The organism is Sorangium sp. So ce176 (assembly GCF_051519835.1).
Classification (GTDB): Bacteria; Myxococcota_A; Polyangia; order Polyangiales; family Polyangiaceae; genus Sorangium; species Sorangium cellulosum_G.
In genome coordinates, this window is sequence record NZ_CP150371.1 from 6,577,000 (window position 1) to 6,598,282 (window position 21,283).

Consider the following 21,283-nt stretch of genomic DNA (forward strand, 5'->3'; position numbering starts at 1 on the left):
GCGTGGCGGAGCTGGTCCGCTCGGCAAGGCGCGTCGCCGTGCTCGCCTAGAGTTCCTGCGGCGGCAAGGTCTGGCCGTATTGGTTACGGCCCCAGCAGTACACGGTACCGTCCGTCGTCCTCCCGCACGTATGACGACCGCCCGCGCGGATCGTGAAGAAGGTCCCCGGTGGGTCGGTGCTCTGCCCATAGTCGTTCAAGCCCCAGCAGTGCACCGTGTAGTCCGTCCTCAACCCGCAGGTGTGCGCTTCGCCCGCCGTGACGTGGAAGAAGGAGCCAGACGGCTCCGTGGCCTGGCCAGAAGTGTTTCTCCCCCAGCAGTCCACCGTGTAGTCAGATTTCACGCCGCAGCTATGATCGCCGCCCGCGCTGACCTGGAAGAAGGAGCCGGCCGGATCCGCCGCCTGGCCCTCTATGCTGTTCCCCCAGCAGTCCACCGCGCCCCCCACCTTCACGCCGCAGGTGTGGTAACCGCCTGCGCTGACCTGGAAGAAGCTTCCCGACGGGACGTCGGTCTGGCCGAATGCGTTGTCCCCCCAGCAGTCCGCCGTGCCGTCGGTCTTCATGCCGCAGGCGTGGGAGTACCCCGCGTCGATGTCGGAGAAGGTTCCAGAAGGCTCGGTGGACTGGCCATGATCGTCCTTCCCCCAGCAGAGCACCCCGCCGAGCGCCTTCAATGCGCAGGTATAGCCGATGCCGCCGGTCATCTCGATGAAGTTGCCAGGGGGCTCCGAGGATTGGTTCAGGTCGTTGCGCCCCCAGCAATCGATGCTGCCATCCGACCTGATACCGCAGCTGTGCTCGTCGCCCGTACCGACGGCCGTGTACATCTTGCTCGGCGGCGCGGACTGCGCCGAGAAGTTGTACCCCCAGCAATACACGCGTCCATCCTCCGCGAGCCCGCAGGTGTGGTTGTTGCCCGCGTTGATATGGGAGAACTTGACAGCAGGCGGCGAGGACTGGCCGTAATTGTTACGCCCCCAGCAATACACCGAACCATCCGCCTTCAGCCCGCAGCTGTGGTCATCGCCCACGCTGACCTGCGTGAAGGTGCCCGTCGGGTCCGCTGCCTCACCATCGGCGCCGGTCCCCCAGCAGTCCACTTCGCCGTTCGTCTTCAGCCCGCACGTGTGGTCCGTGCCGGCGCTGACCTGCGCGAAGCCGGCCGCCTGGTCCGTGGCCCGGCCGCCGGTGTTGTTGCCCCAGCAGTCGACCGTGCTGTCCGTCTTCACGCCGCAGCTATGCCAGTAGCCCGCGCTGACCTGCCTGAAGGTGCCCGTCGGATCCGCGGCCTGGCCTGCGGTGTTATTTCCCCAGCAGTGGACCGTGCCGTTCGTCTTCACACCGCAGTTATGAATCCCCCCCGTGCTGACCTGCTTGTAGGTGCCCGAGGGGTCTGAACCCTGGCCGTCCAAGTCAAGTCCCCAGCAGTTCACCGTGCCGTTCGTCTTCACGCCGCACGTGTGATTCCTGCCCGTGGCGATCTGCCTGTAGGTTCCGGTCGGCTCCGTGGACTGGGCATGAGCGTCGCTCCCCCAGCAGCTCACTGTGCTGTCCGGCCTCAGCGCGCAGGTGTGCTGGTCGCCCGCCGAGACCGCGACCTCGAGGCGACCGAAGATTTCCGAGCTGCCCGGAGCGGACCACGTCGGCCCCCAGCAGGTGATCTTGCCGTCTGTCTGCAGCCCGCAGTGGAGCTCCGTGCCCGGGTTGATCTGCGTGAAAAGCCCCGCGGGCTCCGTGGTGCCCCCCGTGACGCCGTTCCCCCAGCAGTCGACCGTGCCGTTCGTCCTCACGCCGCAGGTGCTGACTTCGCTTGCGGCGACCCGGATGAAGGTGTCCGACGGATTCGCGGGCTGGGGGGTGACGCTGGTACCCCAGCAGAGGACCGTGCCGTTGGTCCTGATCCCGCACGTGTTGGCGATGCCCGCGGTGAGCAGTACAAAGGTATCCGTGGGCAATATCTCGTTGTGCTCGCTCGGGCTCAGGTTCACCCAGTACGCCCCCCAGCAGTCTACCGTGCCGTCCGTCCTCAGCCCGCAAGAATGACTTGAGCCCACGACGACCTGGACATAGGTGGCCGTTGGATCCGTGGCCATGGCAGAAGCACCGAGCCCCCAGCAATGGATCGTGCCGTCCGTCCTGAGCCCGCACGTGAGACTGGAGCCCGCGCTGACCTGGAGGAATGTACCGACCGGATCAGTGGCCCTGCCAAATGCATTATTCCCCCAGCAATGGATTGTGCCGTTCGTCTTCACCCCGCAGCTGTGAGCCCAGCCCGTGCTCACCTGGAGGTACGTACCGGTCGGGTCGGCGTCTGCATCCTCGCCGTCGCCGTAGATCCCCCAGCAATTCACCGTGCCGTCCGGTCTCACCGCGCAGGCGTGCTCCCCATCCACGCTCAGGACAGGCTCGTCGGTCACGGCGTGGATCGCCGTGTCGTCGTCGCGCAACTCTTGTGCGATCGCCGCGACCTCGGCGCCGTCAGCGTCCTGCTCGCTCGCCAGCTCTCCCGCACACCCGAGCAGGGACAGCGCGACGGAGTTCAACGCGAGCCAGGAGCCGATCCTCCGGCCCCCCGCCTTGCGCAGGCTCATGGACAAAGGTCTTCTATTCTTCATCATCATCTTGACATGAATCCTTATTGTGCTCTTTACGATTCAGCGCGGTGAACGCGGCATCTGGCCGCCATGCTGGGTGCGAGGGTTGCGGGCTCACCGCCGGCGCGCCTCGAGGCGAGCTGCCCGCTCCGCGCGAACGGAGCCGAGCCACCTTGGACGCGCGGCGCCTGCCCGCCTTCCTTGCAGCTCCTGCGAGTAAAGCAATTTGCACACCAGCTCATGAAGGGAGCGAACCGAGCGGAATTGCCGAAGTTTGCCTCTGTCAGCGTAGACCCGGCCCGCAGCGTTGCTTTCCTCGGGATCGACGTTGGTCACGAGGTCATCCCCGTGGTCTCTCCCGGTCGCCGGACGGGCCCGCTGAGTCCCGCTCGACCCGGAGCACGGGACCATGAGCGACGTCGACCTCGCCTTCTCGGGCGTGCCAGCGTGCCAGCGTGCCAGCGTGCCAGCGTGCCAGCGTGCTACCAACATGGGGCGACGGCCAGGGAGGCCGCGAGCACGGTCAGGAGGCGGACCAGCTCCGGGGGTACTGACGGACGGCCGCCGAACCGGTGGATCTGCCTCCAGCCCGCGCCCGGCGAGGCCAGGGCCGCCGCGCTGCGCGGCGCGTGGCCAGTCCTACTCGAGCAGCGCGAGCGTTCGCGGATAGGGCTCGCCACCGCAATACTTGTCGAGCGCCGCGAGGAATGTCTCCTTGTCCGGCGCCACGCGAGCGAACAGGGTCATCGACGAGCAGAATTTGACATCATCCGGGATGTCGAAGATGTCGTGCAGCGAACACCCCTCGATCTGGTTCACGAGGCGAGTGCACTCGAGCAATCTCGGGCCGAGCGTCGGGTGCTGCGGATAGCCTTCGGCTTCGGCCTTCGAAGCGATACCATACCTTCTAGCCATGGCGCTGAAACCCAGGCCGTGTAGCTGCGGAAAATGAACCACATCCAGTGGCTGGTCTTACGTCCCCGGCGCAGCTCGGCCAGGACGCGATCATAGACCGGAGCCTGGCGCGTCCACGAAACGTTATAGGTTGTAGGTAACGTCACGCCTTACGCCGAGCGACGGGAACATGCGCGACGGCGCAAAGGGGTGACCTCTGACGGAGCCGCCGGGGGCGCCGCCCTGCCGGCGCCGAGCGGCGCGCTCTCAGCGATGTTCGTGGTGGCGCGCGACGGGCAGATCGCGAAGTTCGGGGGGACCGTCGACAGGTTCCACGACACGAGCGCGTGTCATGGCGGCGTGGGGGGAGTCAGACCAGGAGATGGGACCGGCCAGCCGGTGACGGTCCGAGAGCATGGGTGAGTGGAGGGGACGTTTGCTCGAACGCCGACCCGGATGATCCGGAGTCGCTCGCGCTCGAGCAAACGCTTATTCGGTCATGCGCTCTGTCTGCGAGGCTCCAGCCCCTTACGATGGCTCAACGAAACCCCAGCACTTTCTCGCGTACTCCACCACCACCTGTGCGATCCCATCCTCAATCGACGACACGTCCACGCGAATAAAATCACCCTTGAGCGGCCCACCTGAAGCAAGGATGGTGTATGGGCCGTTGTCGGACAAGCCTCTACCACCATCAATCTTTAGGAGGACCATCGCCCCGTCGCGGCGCATGCGCTCCAAGATCGGGAGAACCACATCGATTCCTTTCCACTGCGCTGGAATTGGACTGAGGCCGAGGCGTCTTGCCACCACTGGAATGAGCTTGTAGTCATCTGTGTCCATTAATATCCTCGCAGTCTAGCCGCGATCTCCTCGATGGTCCTGAGTTCGCGACGCGCCACTTGACCAATAACCGCACGAACCCGGTCATTGGACACACCGCTCATAATACCATTTCGGGTCGCCAATGTCTCGTATACCGCCAGGGCGGTTCTCTTATTTGCGTCGTCGAACATATGCCCCCCAGCGATATCCCTGATCATCGCAGCGGCCTTGTTGAAGAAACCTTGCTGTCGAGCGGCGGCTGCGAGCGCCGCGGATGGGTGCCCCGCAAGGGTCGTCGACCCGCCAAAGCCCCGATTGATCGCTTGGATCTCGTCGACACTTATTCCTCGAGCGAACCCGCCAAGTTCCGGCGCTCCCCTTGCAGCCCTGCCCGCGCTCGAGATCTGTGCGCCCCACCGGGTGACCTGGTTGCCGTAGCGGCGCGCGCCCTCGCCGACCACGCCGGCGACACCCGTGACCGCCCGCGATGAGGTCGCCCCGAAGCTCGCCACGCGGGCGCTCATGGCGGCGAACACGCCGGCCTCGGCCGCCATGCCGTACGTGGCGACCGTCAGCGCGACGTACGAGACGCCGAGCGAGACATTGATCGCGGTGTCGCCGTTCTCCTGCAGCCAGGCGTCGACGCCGTAATCGATGAGCATCCGCGCGACCCTGTCGCCGCCAGCGTACCCCGGCCCGGTGTATTGCGGGCCCGCCGGCGTGGCGCTGCGGTACGAATCCGGCGTCACGTCGGGCAAGCTCGCGCGCGGCTGGAACTGCGGCAGCGGACTGCCGCCCGAGTAGGCCCCGAACGAGAGCTGGATCGGGCTGACGTAGCCGCACAACCAGGCAGGCGGGACCGGTCCCCACGGGCCGCCCGGTGAGTAGCCGGTCGGGTCGGTGAGCGTCGCCGGGTTGTTGTGCACGTAGCTGTAGCGGTGCCTCGCCTGGTCGAAGTACGGATCGCTCACCAGCGGGTCCGGGCTGAGGAAGCGGCGCTGGACCGGATCGTACGCCCGGCCGCCCATCTGGATGAGTCCCAGACGGGCCTGCTCGACGCCCGCGAAGCCGAGCGTCTGCGCCCCCCATGAGCCCGCCCACGCGCTCCCGTCGGCCCCGATACGGCGACCGAACGGCTCGTAGTGGAACCGCTCCGGCGCTGCGCCCGGGGCGAGCGTCTCGTCGAACCGCACGGCGGTGCTCCCGAGCGCGTCGGGTACCACGTAGCTCACGCGGCGGCCGCTGGCGTTGACGATGATGTCGGCCACCGGTCCATCAGGCCCGTGCACGTGATGGATATGGGTCTGGCCGTACCGCTCGTACAGGCCGCCGACGTAGATGCGCTCCAGAAAGCCGAGCGAATCGACCTCGCGGAAGCGCTCGCCGGACGCCGTGTACTGGTAGTACCATGTGGTTCCACCCTGCGTCACCTGTCGCGGCAAGTCGAACGCGTTGTACACGATGGTGCGATTGCCAGCCCGGGTCTGGCGCCCGCGGTGGTCGTAGTCGTACGTCACGCCGCCAGTCGAGTGATCCAGCTTCTGCGGACCAGCGACGCCTCGATCGACGAACTCCTCGAGGACGGTCGCGCCGCTCAGCACCTTCTCGAGGTTGCCGATCCGATCGTACACGAAGCTCCGCGAGAGCGACGTCGCGCCGCGCGTGTTGGTCCACTGCCGCAGCCGGTGCAGCTCGTCGTACCCGAACGTCTCGACGCGGCCCACGACGTGATCCTCGCGCCGCTCGACGTTGCCGTTCGCGTCGGGCGTGTACTCGATGTCCATCAGGTAGTCGCTCGGGCTGCGGTAAGCCTGCAGGCGAGTCGGCTGCCCCATCTCGTCGTACTGGGCCGCGTAGTAGGCGAGCCCGTCGCCGAACTCGCCGGCGCTGAGCGCTCCGTCGGCCGCGCGCTCGGTGATCGTCCAGAGCCGCTCCGGATTCGCCGGATCCGTCACGTCCTCCACCCGCTCCACGTACGCGCCGTCATACACGTTCGCGATCGTGAGGCGTTGCCCGTTCGCCTGCGGGTAGATGGTCTTGATGACCCGACCGTATTCGTCTCGCTCCACGTCGAGATCGAACCATTCGCTCCCATCCCCTTTCCACCACCTGCTGCCGCTGACCCGCCCCGCCTCGTCGTAGCTATACACCACCCGCATGCCGTCGGCGCTGAACTCCTTGTCGAGCTTGCCGGTGCCGTTGGGGGCGTCCCAGGTGAGGGTCACGATGCCGCCGACCGTATTCATCGTGTGGATGCGACCGAGCACATCGCGGTTCATGACCGTCGCGTCGACCGTGCCCGTGCCGCGCTCGGCGCGGCGGATCTCACCGAAGCCGTTGTAGAACAGCCGCGTCGTGCCGGCGTTCGGGTCCTCCTCGCGGATCCTGCGGCCAAGCTGGTCATAGAAGAGCTCGGTCGCATTGTCGTCGGCGTCGCGGGTGATCCCCGGAAGGTCGAACGGCTTGTACACGACCTGCGACGACAGGACTTCCACCCCATCGACGACGGCATACGTCTCGATGAGGCGGCCGTCTTTGTCCACGACCTGGCGCTTCGCGGCGCCCTTGGCGTCGTGGTGAGTCGCCTCGAACTGGCCGGGGTACGTCGTCTCGATCTCGGTACCGCCCGGACGGTCGATGCGGCGCGGGCGCCCGAGCGTGTCGTACCAGTGCTGCGTCAGAGGGGGATTTCCCAGGCCGTCGTTCCAGTTCGAGCGGCCGTGCAGGTACCCGAGCACATTATACGTCATCGTCATCTGCTTGACGTTTCCGTCCATGCCACGGACGGTGCGCATCGTCGGCCGCCCGACCTTGTCGAACACCGTCGAGCGGACGTCCCCGGACGCGGTCGTCGCCGTCACCTCGAGCGTCGGCATCGTCAGGCCCATCCGCTCGGCGTAGGTCAGCTCGACGCTGTCTCCTCCCTCGACCGCCTTCCCGCGCGGGCGCCCGAGATCGTCGTACTGGTACAAGGTCTCGACCCCATCGGGGTTGGCCTCGGCGAGCAGCAACCCGTAGGCCGGATGGTGGACGAACGTGGTCGTGTGCGCGAGCCCGTTCCACTCCCGCGACGGGAAGATCTGCTCACCGGTCCAGTCGTGCCAGTCGACGCCGATGAACCGCGGCTCGACGACCCCCGGTGCGGTCCGCGTCACGCCCGTCACCTGGCCGTAGCTGCCGTACGCGGGATCGCGTTCGTACGTGATCGTCTGCTTGATGTCGTCGTCCGTGCTGGTCGGCTCGATCCACTGCGTGGTCAGCCGTCCCTGCGGGTCGTGCTGGAACCGCACGTGCCGGTAGGACGGCGCGTTGTGCAGGCTCGGTGTCCACGACCGGAAGCGATAGTCCTTCGGCAGATCGACCAGCCACGAGGTCGTGTTCGCCGTCTCGTAGCCGAGCGTGAACTCGCTGCGGACCCCACCCTCGGTCGTCGCGACCTGCGCGATCACATTGCCGTAGTCGTCGAACGTCGGATCGATCGTGCGCATGCGAGGCGCGGACTGGGGGGTCACGACGCCGCCAAGATAGTCCACCATGCCGACGTTCGTCGGATCCCAGACCACCTCGACGTCTTCTTCCCACTCGAGCTCGGTGGTTATCTCCTTGTTGACGACGTAGGTCTGTCCGCCATTGAGAGCACGATACGTCAAGCTGTGATCGGTCTTGACGACGCGCGCGAGCGCCGTCGATTCCGGGAGCTGCTGCCCGAATAGCTCGACGTCGAGGATGAGCGTGGTGGTGAGCGTCGACGAGGGGATGAACGCGAACGGATATTGGGTAACTACGCGGTCCGTGTTCCTGAAGTGAACCTCGCTCTCGACGGCCAGCTCGGGCTCCCACGACCGGATCATCTGGAACCCGAGGAAGCCACGGCCCAGCGCATCGATGTACGGGTAGAAGTACGAGTACCGCGTCCGCCGCTCCGACGGGAAGGCCCACATCGTCGGCTTGTAGGTGGCGTGCTCGGCCACGACGGTGATGCCGCGATTCATGCAGACGACGGGATAGGAGGACGAGCAGTCCGCCGCCGCCGCCGGAGCGTTGGCGCTCTCAAGCACGTCGGACACCATAACCGTCGGCGTATCGTTCCGGTAGACGATGTCCTCGCGCTTCAGGAACGCGCCGTCCGTATCGCGGACGCTGATCAGCAGATCGACGTCAAACGTCGCGATCCCGACGTTCTGCCACTCGTTGAACTGGGGCCAGATCACGAGCTTGCTGTCGGCGCCGCTCTCGATGCCCGCGATGTCGACGCGACCGTCGCCATCGAAGTCGCCGGTGACGACCTTCGCGAGATCTCGGTTGTGGGTCAGCGTCTTGGACAGCGCGTACACCGGCGCCGACGAGTTGGCCAGGGTCTTCGACAGCAGGATCGAGATCGTGTCCGCGTTTTTGTCGTGGAGGACGACATCCTCGCGCCCGTCGCCGTCGATGTCGGCGCGTATCGGGATGAGGTGGCTCGGATACCAGGGATCGGTCGCCGCCAGCCACCGGAGCTCGCGCACCCCGTCTCCGTCGGGGTCCATGTCGGTCGGCTTCGGCCCGGTGGTTCCATCGTGCCATGGGTCATCGCCGAAAGGGAGCGTCTCGGCTGTTCCGTCGGCGCGCAGTCCCACGATCCACGAGTCATACTCCAGCGTGCACGAGGCGCAGTCGTGGTAGCGCAGGTAGCGGACGAAATGCCGCCCGTCGCGGACAGTCGCGTGGAACCAGGTATGATACGCGAGCCGCTGATGCGGTGCGAGCGCGAGCGGCAGAGTCGCCGGCGGACCGAACGTGCCGCCGATGTTGATGTAGATCTCGAAACTTGTCGGCTGATATACCCCGTCGACGGATGCGTCCCACGGTTTGACGATGTCCGGGAGCATGTCTCCGTTGAGGTCAGCGAAGAACAGGTGATCACAGGCCCCGAATATGTCTCCAAAGCGGCACGTCGGGTCGGTGTAGGCGTCAGGGGCGACCGTCGCGGCGTTCGGCGGGAGCACGCCCGGGACGAGCTCGAAGTCCAGGGCGTCCTTGTTCCACCGCCAGATCTCGTAATGGTAGAGCGCCTGGAACTCCGCCGCGGTGTCCGCCTCCTCGATATCCTCCTCGGTCCCGTGCAGCACCAGCACGGCGATCTCGCTCGCGCCGTCTCCGTCGATGTCGACGGGCTGCGACTGCCCCATGAAGCCGATGTTTGACACGTCGAAGGAGCCCGAGAGCGGCAGCTCGCCGGCTCCGATGTGGATGCGGTGCTGGCCCGTGGCATCCTGGTACACCACGTCATCATCACCGTCGCCGTCGACGTCCGCTACCAGCATCGGCGACGCAGGGTCCAGCGGATCACCAGGGAACGACGTCACCTTGTCTTCGAACCGCTCCCCACCGAACTCACTCCACCTGGAGTAGTCGAACTCGCGCGCATACGAGCAGCCGCCCGCCGCCCCGCAGCGCGCCACCGTCGTCAGCCGCGAGTAGCCGGTGTCGGGGCTGGTCTCGTAACCCAGGGAGTAGGTCCATACCGTGGCCTTGGCGTCGGGGTTCGGCGCCTTCATCACGATCGTGTCGACCAGCTCGTCCCAGCGAAACGCCTCGCCGCTCACGCGGCGCGCGATCGGATCGGGGCGTGCCTTGTAGTTGAACACGATCTCGCGCTGCGCCGCGGCGCCGCCGCTGTGAAAGGTGTACTGGATCGACTGGACGAGGGGAGGCGCAGTGTCCTTGTACAGGTAGCGCGCGATGTTCCCGGAGCGATCGTGCTCCTCGGCCAGCGGGAAGCTGTGCACCTTGTCGTCGTTACCATCGGAACTGTATGTCCTTCCGTAGTACCGGATCCGATGATCCTTCAGGTACACCTTCCAGTTGAAATCCGAGTCGCCGAGGCGCACGATCTTGGCGATCATGTCGTTCTCGGTGCGGAACTCGAACGCTCCGATCTGCACCATCAGCGCGCCGTCGAGGCAGAGCCGGTCGCCTTCGGCGGCGATCCCATCGGTCGCGACGATCGCGTCGCACGGGTGGATCGTCGAGAGCCCGCCGACATTCCATCCAACGCCGAGCGGGCCGTTGCCCGAGCGGCTCGAGTACCCGAGAGAGAGCTGCGGCGTCACATCGCCGCGCCCCGGGGGAACCTCGAGCGGCAACGCGTAGTGGTAGGCGCCATCCGCCCCGACCTCGCCAGAGCCCGGCAGGTAGTCGCGCGCGGTCGCCGGCAAGATGTGCGCGGCGGGCGCGAGGTCGGTGAAGACATGCGCGGGGTCGGGCGGGACGTAGGTCTGCTGCTGCCCGACCTGTGCGACCTGCTCGACCTGCGGAATCTTGCTGTCGCCATGACAACCCGCGAAGCTGGCCATCGCGACGCATGAAACCACGAGAGCTGCCGCGGCGCGCGCGCCCACGAGCGCCTCACGCCTCGATGCCATGGAGCGCGTCGAGGATCGCGTCGCGCGCGGCTCGACTCCGGCACCGTCCCGCGAAGCCATGGACGGCTCGGGCGGTCGAATTTTCGATCTTGGTTTGTTACTCATCACAAGACTCTCCTCATCAAGGCACATGCTCATCAAAAGCAAAAACGAGCGAACGGTCACGCATGTGGCCAGTCCACGAACTCTCGCCTCGCTGCGAAGGAGACCCCGCGCAGGCAGATCCCGTCGCACGCCGGCTCGCTCTCACACGGGCCGGCGCGATCCGCGCTCAGGGCAGAGCAGCCTACGTGCCAGCGCTCGAAGCTGTGTCGATCGAGAGGGTCCAGGCGGCGGCTCCTCGCGGACCGTTCCCCGGACGGTACGTGGACGGTCCTCGATCCGCCCGCGGACGGTTCGCCCCCGTGCGCAGGCTGGCGGAGCTACCTCTCGCGCCCCTGTCTCGTAACGACGCTGAGGGATCCCCCCCTTCTGACGCACGAGCTACTCGCTCGGCGCTGCGCGTCCCTCCATCTCCGTGCGCGGAGGTCCCTCCATCTCGCGGTCATGCTCACCCCGGTCGGCTGGCACGTGGCACGTGGCACGTGCCACGTGGCACCGCGACGAGCGGGCGTGCCATCACGCCATCGACGAGCCAGCGGCTCCGGCGCCTCGCGCCGAGCACGCCGTCGCCCATGGTGGCAGCTGCTCCGCTGACCGCGTTCCGAAGCGTCCTTGAGGAAGACAGCCGAGTGCGTAGAGTCGCCTGGCAATGGCGAAACGACGGCTCGAACAGGCAGGTGGTGACGTCCCGAGCACGACGGCGAGGGTGCTCGAGCTGTCAGCGCCGCATGTCGCCTGGCAAGCAAGCGAGGGGGATGCTCGAGCCTGCCGACGTCGTGGATGCGGACGATGTGATCGCCCTTCCGCTGCACTGCAGCGCGCGCCTCACGCAAAAACAGCTCCGTTGCCTGGGCATCGGCGATGCGCCCGGGCAAGAGGAGCGAGGGTCGCCGTTTCGCGAGCGGCGAGCTGCGTCCGGTCGCGCACGGTGTAGATTGACAGTCGTCTGGAGATCCGGACGTTCCTCCAGAAGACAACTGGAAAGGGTCCATGTCATGCACAGAGGTATTCCTCGTGGCCCGCTTGCCCTGTGCCTCGCGCTCGCGTCGGGGTTGTCGGCGCTCTCGTCGCTGCCCGGCTGCGGTGGCAAGGTGTCCATGCCTGGCGATGACGCGGCCGGCGCGGCGGGCGGCTTCCCGGAGACCGGCCCTGGATCGGGCCGCCCCTCGGATCCTCCGCAGCATTGGGTCAAATCCTTCGGCTCACCGTCATCGGACGACGAAGGCGAGATGGCTGGCACCGAGCATCTGGCCGATCTCGCGGTGAACCGAGCGGGCAACATCGTGCTGGGAGGGAATTTCGCCGGGACCTTCGACCTCGGGGCGGGTCCGATCACCAACGTTTCAAGCGTGTGCTCCGGCTTCGTCGCGACGCTCGACCACGACGGCAACGGCCTCTGGAGCCGGGTGTTCGGCAGCCTCATCGGAGCCACGTCGATCAGGGAGGTGGCAACCAACGCCGCGGGCGATGTCTTCGTCGTGGCGACCTTCACCGGCAGCGTCGACTTCGGTGTCGGGCTGCACACAGCGAGCGACCGGTCCCACGACTGGGCGGTCATCAAGCTCGACCAGCGCGGGCACCCGGTCTGGAGCAGGGCTTTCGGCCTCGGGTTCGACGGCGCGGCTCACCTCGCGGTGGATGACGCGGGCAACGTCATCCTGGGCGGCACCCTCTCTGGCACCGTCGATCTGGGCACCGGCCCGGTCACTCCGCCCGGGAATTTTCCGAGCCCGTACGTGTTGAAGCTCGACCCGACCGGCAAGACGATCTGGGCCCAACCGCTCACGGAGGACATCTTCGGCGAGGTGTTCAGCGTCGCCGCCTCTCCCCGCGGGGACATCGCGGTCGCCGGTTGGTTCTCCGGCTCGTACGATTTCGGCTGCGGGCCGCTCGCAGGCACCTTACTCTGGAACTCTCGACATCTCGGGCAGCACCCTGGTCGGGGACCGCAACCGATCAGACATCTTCGTGGCCGAGTTCGCGCCCTGACAGGGCGATCGCGCCCTGATGCGTGTGCGCCCCCGAGCCCGCCTCTCGGAACGCCGTGTGCGGCTCGCCCGGCTCCAGGCGAACGGTGGGGGCGAGGTCGCCGCCATCGAGGCCGACGGCTCGGTGCTCTTCGAGGGCCTGCGCCGCGGCTCCTACGAGGTGCTCGTGGGCTGCGCGCAGCACGTGTCCGAGCCGACCTACGCGGCCCTGGAGGTGGGCGACTCGGACATCGAGGACCTCGTGTGGACCGTGCGCGCCGGGCTGACGATCCGCGGCCGGGTCGTGGACAGCGACAAGAACCCGGTCCGCGCCGCCGTCCGCGCGTACGCGCCCGCGATGATGGGATCCCGAGGGGCCCCCGGAGCGCTCGCCTCGACCGAGGCCGACGGGAGCTTCGCGCAGGCGGGGCTCCCGCCGGGCGATTACCGCGTCTCCGTCAGCGAGGGGCCCCCGGTGCCGCGCCCGCTCGACGCGGAGCCTCCGGGAGTCCGCGCGCGCGTGGAAGCGGGGAAGAGCGCGTCGTGCTCCTCTGCATGCCGTCGGATCCGATGAGCTCGCCCCACGACGCCGCGACGCTCCCGGGGGACGCGCAGCCGGGCGCGGTGACCGACGTGGGGCGCGTCGTCCTGCCGAGGCGCCGCATCAAGCCGGGGGACGAGGGCCCATGGGATCCCCGAAGTCCTGCCTAGCTTCCAACGGGCTGCCTTTCTCGCGCTTGCCTCCGGCCGTGTTTCAACGGCCTGCGAGACGCCACGACGTCACGACGCTCCTCCCTTGGCGCCCAGGGTGACGAGCACCTCGTCCAGCTGGCCGAACGTCTCCTCCATCCCGTCGTACGCCCCCGAGGCCAGGCCAGCATCGCGAGCTTCCTTCGTGCGGTAGAGCTCGTGCAGCACCAGCAGCGTCTTGTCGCCCTTCTCCTCGAGGGTCACCGTCGTCACGGCCCCGTCCTCGCCACTCTCGTCGTTCGTCCAGACGATCCGGGAGTGCGGTGTCACTTCGATGTACTTGCCGAAGAACGCCATCGTCTTCGTGCCGTCGACGCTGAACACGAGGCGGTAGCCCCCTCCAGTACGGATATCCGCATCGTAAGAGAGCAGGGAGCACGGCGCCGACTTCGGTATCCACCACTGCTTGAACAGCGCGGGCGTGGTCCACGCCTGAAAAACGATGCGCGCCGGCGCGTTGAAGGTCCGCCTGACGACGACCTCGCGCTCGGACTTCGGTTCCACGGTGGTGGGGTTCCTGGTGGCGTTGAGCTCACTGTCATTTCTTGCGTTCATCGACCTTCTCCTTCTGTTTCAGTGCCTCGATGACCTTGTCCAGCTCGTCGAAGCGTGAGGCCCAGACCTGTCGGTACCCTTCGATCCAGGCCGTCTCTGCCTCGAGCCGACTCGGGCCGAGCCTGCAGGTCCGCACGCGCCCGACCTTCTCGGTGACGACCAGCCCGGCTCGCTCCAAGACGCCGACGTGCTTCTTCATGCCCGTGAGGGTCATGTGGAACTTTTCGGCAAGCTCCGTGATCGAAGCGTCCGCACGTCCGAGCTGCTCCAGAACGCCGCGCCGAGTTGCGTCGGAAAGCGCGGCAAACGAGGCGTCGAGGCGGGCGACAGAATGCTGAACCATCTGGTTCACATTCTACCCGGCGGGTTCGCCGCACGCAAGGCAAGACCGAACGCGCGCGGCGTCGACGCTGCCGTGCGCCTTCGACGCCAGCAAGGGAGCGGCTCCGATGGGAGCCACCACGGACGATGCGCGCCGCCGACCTCGCGGTAGCCCTCCCTGAGGCGGCCAGGTCCAAGCAGCGATCCCGCGGTCATCAGGATCGCCCCAAGCGGGTTACGGAGGTCGGCGCGCGCTGCGACGCTCCCCGCACGAGCCGATTCTAGTCGACAACGCTGCAAGTTCGCAGGAGGACCCAGACGATGCCCCCCAGAACGGAGAGAAAGACCACGAGCTCGACGGTCCAGCCGATGATGTAGATCAGCCTCGGTGCCCTGATCTCTCGTTCGATGTCGCTCACCTCCACCCTCTCTGGACGTCGCGCGGGCGGGCCAGAGGCCGAGCTCCCCGCTTCCTCTTGCTCGCGCTCGCCGTTCATGGCCATCTTCGTAGCATGCGGCGTCGCCGCCGTACCCGTGCGCGGCCCGACGTCCGGCATCACGCCAACAACCCGACCCAGGTGGGGCAACCCGACGTCCTGGCGGCGGGCCGAGACAGCGAGGGCGTGGACCAGCAGCCAGCGCGATCCAGGCGACCGCTCCGCGCTGCCGGCGTGGGACGAGGGCGCGCGTCCGGCAGGGTGACCCGCACCTGCGCCGCTGGTACGAAGGCCTGCGGCAATCGCCCGCCGCCCGCGGCGCCATCGATGTCCCCCTGAGCTGACACCGTGCGCCTGTCAAGAAAATTTCGTTTCAGCCTCTGGGTCGGAATCGAGTGGACATCATCTCCCCTGTGCGATCTCGCTCGCGTGAGGGAATCCACAAAATTGAGATGTTGGCCGATCTTGGCGTGAGCGAGGTCACCACCGTGAGCTACCGTGGCTGCCTTCAACCACCCGCTTGACGGGCGGGCGGCCGTCCCACAATCCTTGACGTCCACGTCACATGAGCGCTGCGCATGTCACTGCCTCTCGCCCGGCTTCCTTCGCTGGATCTCGTCAAGGGCTTCGTCGCCGTCGGCCGGCGCATGAGCATCACCCTCGCCGCCGAGGACCTGTGCCTGACCCAATCTGCCGTCAGCCGCCAGGTGTCGGCCCTGGAAGAGGCGCTTGGCGTGAAGCTGCTGGTGCGCGGCCACCGGTCGATCCGCTTCACGGCCGACGGCGAGAGGTTCTTCAAGGTGGCCGATATGGCAGTGCAACAGCTTCAGGACGCGATGGCGGCGATACACAAGCGCCACGAGAGGCAGCCGGTGACGATCACCGCCAGCATCGGCGTGGTCGGCCTGTGGCTGTTGCCGCGCCTGGGCGCCTTGAACGAAGAGCTGCCGGACGTGGACGTGCGCATCGCCACCAGCAACAAGCTGATGGACCTGCGCGCCGAAGGCGTGGACATCGCCATCCGCTACTGCGCGCCCAGCGCCGCGCCGGAAGGCGCGGTGCCCCTGTTTGGAGAGACGCTGGTGCCCGTGGCCCATCCGTCGCTGCGCTTGCGCGGCCGGCCGGCGGCCGAGGTGGTCAAGCAGCACGTACTGCTGGAGCTCGACGAGCCGAAGCAGCCCTGGCTGCAATGGAACGAGAAGCTCAAGCTGATGGGGCTGGAACGGCTGAAGCCCCGGGGCATCATCCGCTTCAACCAGTATGACCAGCTCATCCATGCCGCCACCAGCGGGCGGGGCGTGGCGCTGGGCCGCTCGGCCCTCGTCGCACCGCTGGTCAAGGCCGGCAGCCTGGAGGCGCTGGGATGGGACCAGGGGCAGTGGACATCGTCCTACCAGTACTGGCTGGTCCAATCCGAGCCCAGCCCCACGCCCGACGTGCAGCGGGTGTGCCAGTGGATACGCCGCCAGGCCGCCTCGGACACGCATTGACTTGCGTGCCAGGAATGCGAGACCGTCCGAAATCTCACTTGAGGCCCATCGCCGGTGAGCTGAAATGGACGTGTGCCGCGCCCCTGCGGTCCATTCACGAGGAGAAGTCCTTGACGTCCATGGCCTCCCTTCCCGCCACGCTTGCCGCCCCAGCGCCCGCCTCCTCCCCGCGTGGCAGCCGAGGGCCGGCGTTCACGCCATCTCGCCCGCGTGTGCCATTCGTGCGCGGCACGGTGGGCTATCTGAAGCCGGCAGACGCCCGGCCGGTCATCCACCTTGATGACACAGGCCCGGAAGTGCCCCGGGAGAACTTCGAGCACGACCTGCGCGAGGTGCCGATCGTCGACGCGCGCCTCGCGCCCGCCCCGCCCCGCATCCACCACGAGGGCTTCGAGCTGTGGGACGCGCCTTCGCGCCTGCACAACTTCGATGATGATGAGGAGGCGCTCCAGGCCGTCTACTACCCGGAATGCGTGGAGCTGGCCTGCCTCGTCACCGGCGCCTCGCGCGGCTTCGTGTTCGACCACCTGCGGCGAAAGCGCGAGGAAGGCCGCCCGCCCCCCCTGACCTTTGGCCGCAGCGGCGCCGCGAGCGCGGCCGCGGCGTTGGGCCGGGTGCACAACGACTACTCGGAAGACAGCGGCCGCAGGCGCCTGCGCCTGGTGCTCAACGATCCTGAGGCCGCTGCCGCGGTGCGCCGCTACAGCATCGTCAACATCTGGCGCTCCATCGGCGGCGTCGTGAGGGATACCCCGCTGGCGGTGTGCGACGCCACCAGCGTGAACGTGGGTGACCTGGTGCCCGCGGAGCTGCGCTACCCGCGCCGGGTCGGCGAGATCTACCTGTCGCACCACGCGCCCGGCCACCGCTGGGCCTACTTCTCGGAAATGGACACCCACGAGGCGCTGGTCTTCAAGCAGTTTGACTCGCAAGCGAGCGGCACCTCGCGCTTCACGCCCCACGCCGCCTTCGACCTGCCCCACATCCCGAGCGGCGCGCCCTTGCGGCGCAGCATCGAAGTGCGCTGCCTGGTGGTCTACGACTGAACGCCACGAACAGGAGAACCCATGACAAGACAGGTCGAGTGCTGGTTCGACTTCGGCAGCAACTACAGCTACATCGCGATCTCGCGGATCACGCCGCTGGCACGGGATGCGCGCGTCGACATCGTCTGGCGCCCGTTCCTGCTGGGCCCGGTCTTCAAGCGCCTGGGATGGGACACCTCGCCCTTCGTGCTGCAGAAGGAAAAGGGCGAATACGCGTTCATGGACACCGCCCGAGCATGCGCCAGATACGGCGTGCCATGGCGCCGCCCCACCACCTTTCCGCGCGCGGCGGTGCACACCATGCGCGTGGCCGCCGCCTTTGCCGAGCAGCCCTGGGTGGGCGACTACTGCCGGCGGGTGATGCAGCTGAACTTCGCCGAGGACAAGGACATCAACACCGACGAGGTGGCGGCGCAGGTCCTCGATGAGCTCGGGCTGGACGGCCGCAAGCACGTGCAAGAGGCCCAGGCAGAGGCGCGCAAGGCCAGGCTCCGGGCGTTCAGCGAAGAGGCCATCCGCCGCAAGATATTCGGCGCGCCCACCTTCTTCGTCGGCGACGAGATGTTCTGGGGCAACGACAGGCTGGAGGATGCGCTGGCCAAGGCGAGCGCCGGGTGACCCCACGCCCGCCGGGCACGCGGGGCCGCGGTGTTCGCCGGCAACGAGGTGCCGGCCGGCGCCACGCCGATCGCACAGGCCTGCGCCGGCCACCAGCTCGGCGGCTTCTCGCCGTCGCTGGGCGATGGCCGCGCGCTGCTGCTGGACGAGGTGATTGACCGCCACGGGCGCCGGCATCCGGCGACCGCCCCTCATCGATCGGTTTTTTGGCAGGATCCCTGACGCGCGGACCTAGTGCGGTATCGGCGGCGCCACCACGTCGTTGATGCTCTCCACGTTCCCGCCCGCCGGATACCCGTACGAGGCGAAGAAGTCCGTCCCCCAGACAGTGACCCCGAACGCCCCCGCGCTGCTCGCCTCGTGCTGGCTCGTCTCGCACGCCGGGGTCGCGCCGACGAACCCGCGGCTCAGATCGACGTGCGCCACCTCGAACTGCCCGCCGGTCCCGACCGGCTGCCACCCGGTCACCTCGCCGAGGCAGCTCAGGTCCACCTCCGAGAAGCCGCTCGGCCCCTTCACCCGGGTGATCACCAGGTTGGTCGTGCCGTAGGTCGGATCGGTGAAGAACGCATAGCGCTTCAGGAACTGCGCGGGCGGGAGCTGGATGACCCACTCCTCGTCCCCGAGCGCGCACGACTGCCCGGGGAGCGGGATCTCGTCCACGCAGCCCGGCCGCGTCGAGGACGGAGCGCCCGGCATGTAGTGCGTGAGCATGAACGGGTGCTCGCCGTCCTGCGAGCGCACCGAGAACAGCGATGTCGTCTCGAACTCGCTGACCTCCCCCGCGTCCAGGGTCGTCGGCGCGTCCGCGGGCGGCGCCGGATCCCAGGCGAGCGTCGTGCCGTCGGCCACGCCGAGCAGGCGGTAGACGACGCTCTCGGGCTGCAGATCGTGCAGGCGCGACACCACCCCGGCGCCGATGTACTCGCTGCCGAGGGCCCGGATCGGCGCGATCTGCTGGTGGGCGGCGTCCTGCCCGCCCCCGCTCGGCGACGTGTCGGACGGCACCTGCAGGTACGTGTTGCCGGTCCACACCCCGATCGGCTTGCTCGACTGCAGCACGGCGCCGCTCGGGTCCGCGCCCACCCACTGCACGACCTCGCCGGCGCCGAGCGTCACCTGCGTGGCGACGTTGGCCGGCGCGGCCGGCACCCCGCCGCCCTCGGGCAGGGACGCGCGGGGCACGAGCTCCACCGTCGTGTCGTCCTCGGCGGCGACCAGCATCATCCACAGCACGCCGGTGCCCAGCGCGTGCGGCGCCAGGGCGTAGTAGTTGGTGCCCCACGTGCTGCGCGGCAGGAGGAGCGACGCGCTCGGGAGGAAGCTGATCGCCCCGCCGTACGGCATGATGTCGTACGCGGACACGGGCGTATCCGACGCGACCTGGAACGCGGTGCCCACGCCGCTCTTGTGGACCGCCACGTCATCGAGCACGGCGGGGCGCCGCGGACACTCGAGGGTACCGTACGAGGTCGACGTCCCCGGCAGGTGCGAGAGGAACAGCACAGCCACCTCCCCGGGCGGGATCCCCTCCGCGGGCAGCGGCGTGTACGTCGTGCTCGGGCCGATGCCGCTCGGGAGGTACGCGAACCTGGCCGGGTCGAGCGCCTCGCCGGCGCGCTCGACGCGGATCCTGGCGTGGCGAGCCCAGGTGTTCGAGAGGAAGACCGCGTGGCACGCGCCGCTGTAACGGGAGCGGGTGCGCTCGTTCTCGAAGAACGGCGGCGACGGCGCGAGGTAATCGCAGCCGATGGAGCCGCCCGCCTTCGCCGCGGCCTCGCACGCGGGGATGCACCTCCCCTGGTAACACCCCAGCTCGGGCGGGCACGCCTCGAGGACGTTCCCCTCGGCGTCCACGGTGTCTCTCATGTCCGCGGAGCAGCCGCTCGGCGTCACGCCGCCGCTGCCGCTGCTGTCGCTGCCGAGCTCCGGGCCTCCGGCCCCCGAGCTGCCCGGCCCCGGCGCCCCCCCCACGCCGCCCGCGTCGGAAGACGTGGACGGCTTCCCTTGAGGCCCGTTCTGCAGGTCCGACGTGGCGGAGCAGCCGGCGGCGAGCAGGGCTGAGGGCAGCAGCGCAACAAGCGGGTGGATGTGGGGCGACCTCATCCTCTGAAGTCATCGTGTCGCGGGGGACCTGTCAAGCGCGGCGCGGCCCTTGTCGAATGAGGTGTTCGATGGCCTGGCAAGGCTCCCTCAATTTCATCTTCTCGTGTCCCTGACGGAGCGACACGCAGCGCGCCTGCGCGGCGCCGGGTGCAGGCGGCGCGCAGGCGCGTGAGGCTCACCTCAGTTCGAGCGGGTCGGCGCGTACCTGTAGAACTTCTGCGCCCACTCGATGGTCCAGATCGTCGGCTCCAGGTACACGTTCTTGTCCGTGCCGAGGTTCATGCCGCGTGGCAGCCGATGCAGGCGCTGCCCGTGTTCAGGCGGCGGTCCGTGCTGGCCAAGCCGATCCGGCTCGTGATCACGGCGCCGGCGTCCTCCCGGGTGATGCGCGGGTCGCGCACGATGTTCACGAACGCATCGACGCGGTGCTGGTTGAAGCCGCCCCACAGCCGAGCCGGCCCACCTGTGATGGAATGAATGCCCGCCAGCCACGCGCCTGATCACAGCTTGCGTGCGCGTTTGTGGCTCTCGAGAAACACGCGCGTGCTCCACCGATGGCCATGTCCGAACCTGTCCCACATGAGCCCGGAGAGATGCTGCGCGTCCAGGAGAACCGGGCGGCCCCTCGACCGGCCAGGACCGTCACCGGAGAGAGGTGGATCCTGCACTACCCAGCAGCATTCCCGGACATGGGTGGATCTTGCATTGACCGGGACCGCTCCGGGATTGGGTGGATCCCGTGCTGCTCATGTCTGCTCCCGGGCGAACAAAGGGTGGATCCTGTCTCATCCAGGGCTGTTTCGATGATCAAACCGGGCCACCGCCCTCACTGCGCATCTCAGCTTATCGCACCTTCATGAGGGGCAGGCCGGCGCGCGACGCACAATCGTCTTGACGGACACGCCAGTTCCGAACCATAAGTGTCTTCACCGCGTCGCCTTACACCCACAGAACGAACTTATCCGCTCCGCGCAGCGGGTTCATCCTGGACGAGAACAGCACGGGCGCCACGCTCGAGAACAACATCGGCTTCCGCAACGGCGGGTCGTGCATTCGCCTGACGAGGAGCCCGAACGCCGTGATCACGAACAACACCTGCTCCGGCAACGGCATCGACCTTCGGCGCGACGGGCGTCACGCAGTCGAACAACCTGCTCCTGAACGACGGGGCC

At 67.7% G+C, this 21,283-nt stretch carries 13 protein-coding genes and 3 pseudogenes; 7 read left to right on the plus strand and 9 right to left on the minus strand.

Translation table 11 applies throughout. The annotated features are described in order from the left end of the window. Positions 1 to 46: 46 nt before the first annotated feature. From WMF42_RS24645 to WMF42_RS24660, 4 genes and pseudogenes are all read right to left on the minus strand, one after another. Entirely contained in the window at positions 47 to 2,593 is a 2,547-nt protein-coding gene (locus WMF42_RS24645) for an RTX toxin (RefSeq protein WP_437685107.1), read from the minus strand. 642 nt (positions 2,594 to 3,235) lie between these two features. Next, a pseudogene (locus tag WMF42_RS24650) lies at positions 3,236 to 3,657 on the minus strand (DUF1810 domain-containing protein). Between the two features lie 361 nt (positions 3,658 to 4,018). Further along, complete coding sequence (locus WMF42_RS24655; RefSeq protein WP_063815929.1) at positions 4,019 to 4,333, minus strand: hypothetical protein; 315 nt, start codon at positions 4,331 to 4,333, stop codon at positions 4,019 to 4,021. After that, positions 4,333 to 10,884: an RHS repeat-associated core domain-containing protein gene (locus tag WMF42_RS24660; RefSeq protein WP_437685110.1), complete on the minus strand. Its 6,552-nt coding sequence runs from the start codon at positions 10,882 to 10,884 to the stop codon at positions 4,333 to 4,335. Before WMF42_RS24660 ends, WMF42_RS24655 begins: the two co-directional genes overlap by 1 nt. A gap of 1,983 nt (positions 10,885 to 12,867) precedes the next feature. Here WMF42_RS24660 and WMF42_RS24665 point away from each other — a divergent pair. Together WMF42_RS24665 and WMF42_RS24670 are read left to right on the plus strand one after the other, a co-directional pair. Then, positions 12,868 to 13,362 carry a carboxypeptidase-like regulatory domain-containing protein gene (locus WMF42_RS24665; protein WP_061611359.1) on the plus strand — a complete coding sequence of 165 codons (495 nt, stop codon included), beginning with the start codon at positions 12,868 to 12,870 and terminating at the stop codon, positions 13,360 to 13,362. Then, entirely contained in the window at positions 13,359 to 13,499 is a 141-nt protein-coding gene (locus WMF42_RS24670) for a hypothetical protein (protein ID WP_155798825.1), read from the plus strand. Before WMF42_RS24665 ends, WMF42_RS24670 begins: the two co-directional genes overlap by 4 nt. Positions 13,500 to 13,568: 69 nt before the next feature. Here WMF42_RS24670 and WMF42_RS24675 read toward each other — a convergent pair whose 3' ends face one another. The 3 genes from WMF42_RS24675 to WMF42_RS24685 all read right to left on the minus strand — a co-directional run bounded on the left by WMF42_RS24675 (position 13,569) and on the right by WMF42_RS24685 (position 14,833). Next, positions 13,569 to 14,093 carry an SRPBCC family protein gene (locus WMF42_RS24675; RefSeq protein ID WP_233562320.1) on the minus strand — a complete coding sequence of 175 codons (525 nt, stop codon included), beginning with the start codon at positions 14,091 to 14,093 and terminating at the stop codon, positions 13,569 to 13,571. Beyond that, entirely contained in the window at positions 14,077 to 14,436 is a 360-nt protein-coding gene (locus WMF42_RS24680) for an ArsR/SmtB family transcription factor (protein WP_061611361.1), read from the minus strand. Before WMF42_RS24680 ends, WMF42_RS24675 begins: the two co-directional genes overlap by 17 nt. A gap of 259 nt (positions 14,437 to 14,695) precedes the next feature. Next, complete coding sequence (locus WMF42_RS24685) at positions 14,696 to 14,833, minus strand: hypothetical protein (RefSeq protein WP_199694067.1); 138 nt, start codon at positions 14,831 to 14,833, stop codon at positions 14,696 to 14,698. Positions 14,834 to 15,429: 596 nt separating this feature from the next. Here WMF42_RS24685 and WMF42_RS24690 point away from each other — a divergent pair. From WMF42_RS24690 to WMF42_RS24705, 4 genes and pseudogenes are all read left to right on the plus strand, one after another. Beyond that, entirely contained in the window at positions 15,430 to 16,341 is a 912-nt protein-coding gene (locus WMF42_RS24690) for a LysR substrate-binding domain-containing protein (RefSeq protein WP_061611363.1), read from the plus strand. Positions 16,342 to 16,574: 233 nt separating this feature from the next. Then, a complete protein-coding gene (locus WMF42_RS24695; protein ID WP_437685114.1) occupies positions 16,575 to 17,387 on the plus strand; it encodes a CmcJ/NvfI family oxidoreductase in 813 nt (270 codons plus the stop codon). Between the two features lie 21 nt (positions 17,388 to 17,408). Beyond that, positions 17,409 to 18,005 carry a 2-hydroxychromene-2-carboxylate isomerase gene (locus WMF42_RS24700; protein ID WP_061611365.1) on the plus strand — a complete coding sequence of 199 codons (597 nt, stop codon included), beginning with the start codon at positions 17,409 to 17,411 and terminating at the stop codon, positions 18,003 to 18,005. Between the two features lie 12 nt (positions 18,006 to 18,017). Continuing rightward, a pseudogene (locus WMF42_RS24705) lies at positions 18,018 to 18,182 on the plus strand (protein adenylyltransferase SelO family protein); the annotation flags it as partial. A 54-nt stretch (positions 18,183 to 18,236) separates the two neighbouring features. On the opposite strand, the gene WMF42_RS24710 reads toward WMF42_RS24705, so the two are convergent. Together WMF42_RS24710 and WMF42_RS24715 are read right to left on the minus strand one after the other, a co-directional pair. Beyond that, positions 18,237 to 20,111, minus strand: a complete 1,875-nt coding sequence (locus WMF42_RS24710; RefSeq protein WP_437685116.1) for an IgGFc-binding protein — start codon at positions 20,109 to 20,111, stop codon at positions 18,237 to 18,239. A gap of 278 nt (positions 20,112 to 20,389) precedes the next feature. Continuing rightward, positions 20,390 to 20,521, minus strand: a complete 132-nt coding sequence (locus WMF42_RS24715; protein ID WP_437685118.1) for a hypothetical protein — start codon at positions 20,519 to 20,521, stop codon at positions 20,390 to 20,392. 575 nt (positions 20,522 to 21,096) lie between these two features. On the opposite strand from WMF42_RS24715, the pseudogene WMF42_RS24720 reads away from it, so the two are divergent. Then, a pseudogene (locus tag WMF42_RS24720) lies at positions 21,097 to 21,210 on the plus strand (hypothetical protein); the annotation flags it as partial. Between the last annotated feature and the right edge of the window lie 73 nt (positions 21,211 to 21,283).

What these genes read in the sequence shown, in the direction of transcription:
- WMF42_RS24690 (WP_061611363.1), top strand. Translation starts at nt 15,430, where the DNA reads ATGTCACTGCCTCTCGCCCGGCTTCCTTCGCTGGATCTCGTCAAGGGC.
- WMF42_RS24645 (WP_437685107.1), bottom strand. Translation starts at nt 2,593, where the DNA reads ATGAGCCTGCGCAAGGCGGGGGGCCGGAGGATCGGCTCCTGGCTCGCG.
- WMF42_RS24680 (WP_061611361.1), bottom strand. Translation starts at nt 14,436, where the DNA reads ATGGTTCAGCATTCTGTCGCCCGCCTCGACGCCTCGTTTGCCGCGCTT.
- WMF42_RS24675 (WP_233562320.1), bottom strand. Translation starts at nt 14,093, where the DNA reads ATGAACGCAAGAAATGACAGTGAGCTCAACGCCACCAGGAACCCCACC.
- WMF42_RS24670 (WP_155798825.1), top strand. Translation starts at nt 13,359, where the DNA reads ATGAGCTCGCCCCACGACGCCGCGACGCTCCCGGGGGACGCGCAGCCG.
- WMF42_RS24710 (WP_437685116.1), bottom strand. Translation starts at nt 20,111, where the DNA reads ATGAGGTCGCCCCACATCCACCCGCTTGTTGCGCTGCTGCCCTCAGCC.
- WMF42_RS24700 (WP_061611365.1), top strand. Translation starts at nt 17,409, where the DNA reads ATGACAAGACAGGTCGAGTGCTGGTTCGACTTCGGCAGCAACTACAGC.
- WMF42_RS24655 (WP_063815929.1), bottom strand. Translation starts at nt 4,333, where the DNA reads ATGGACACAGATGACTACAAGCTCATTCCAGTGGTGGCAAGACGCCTC.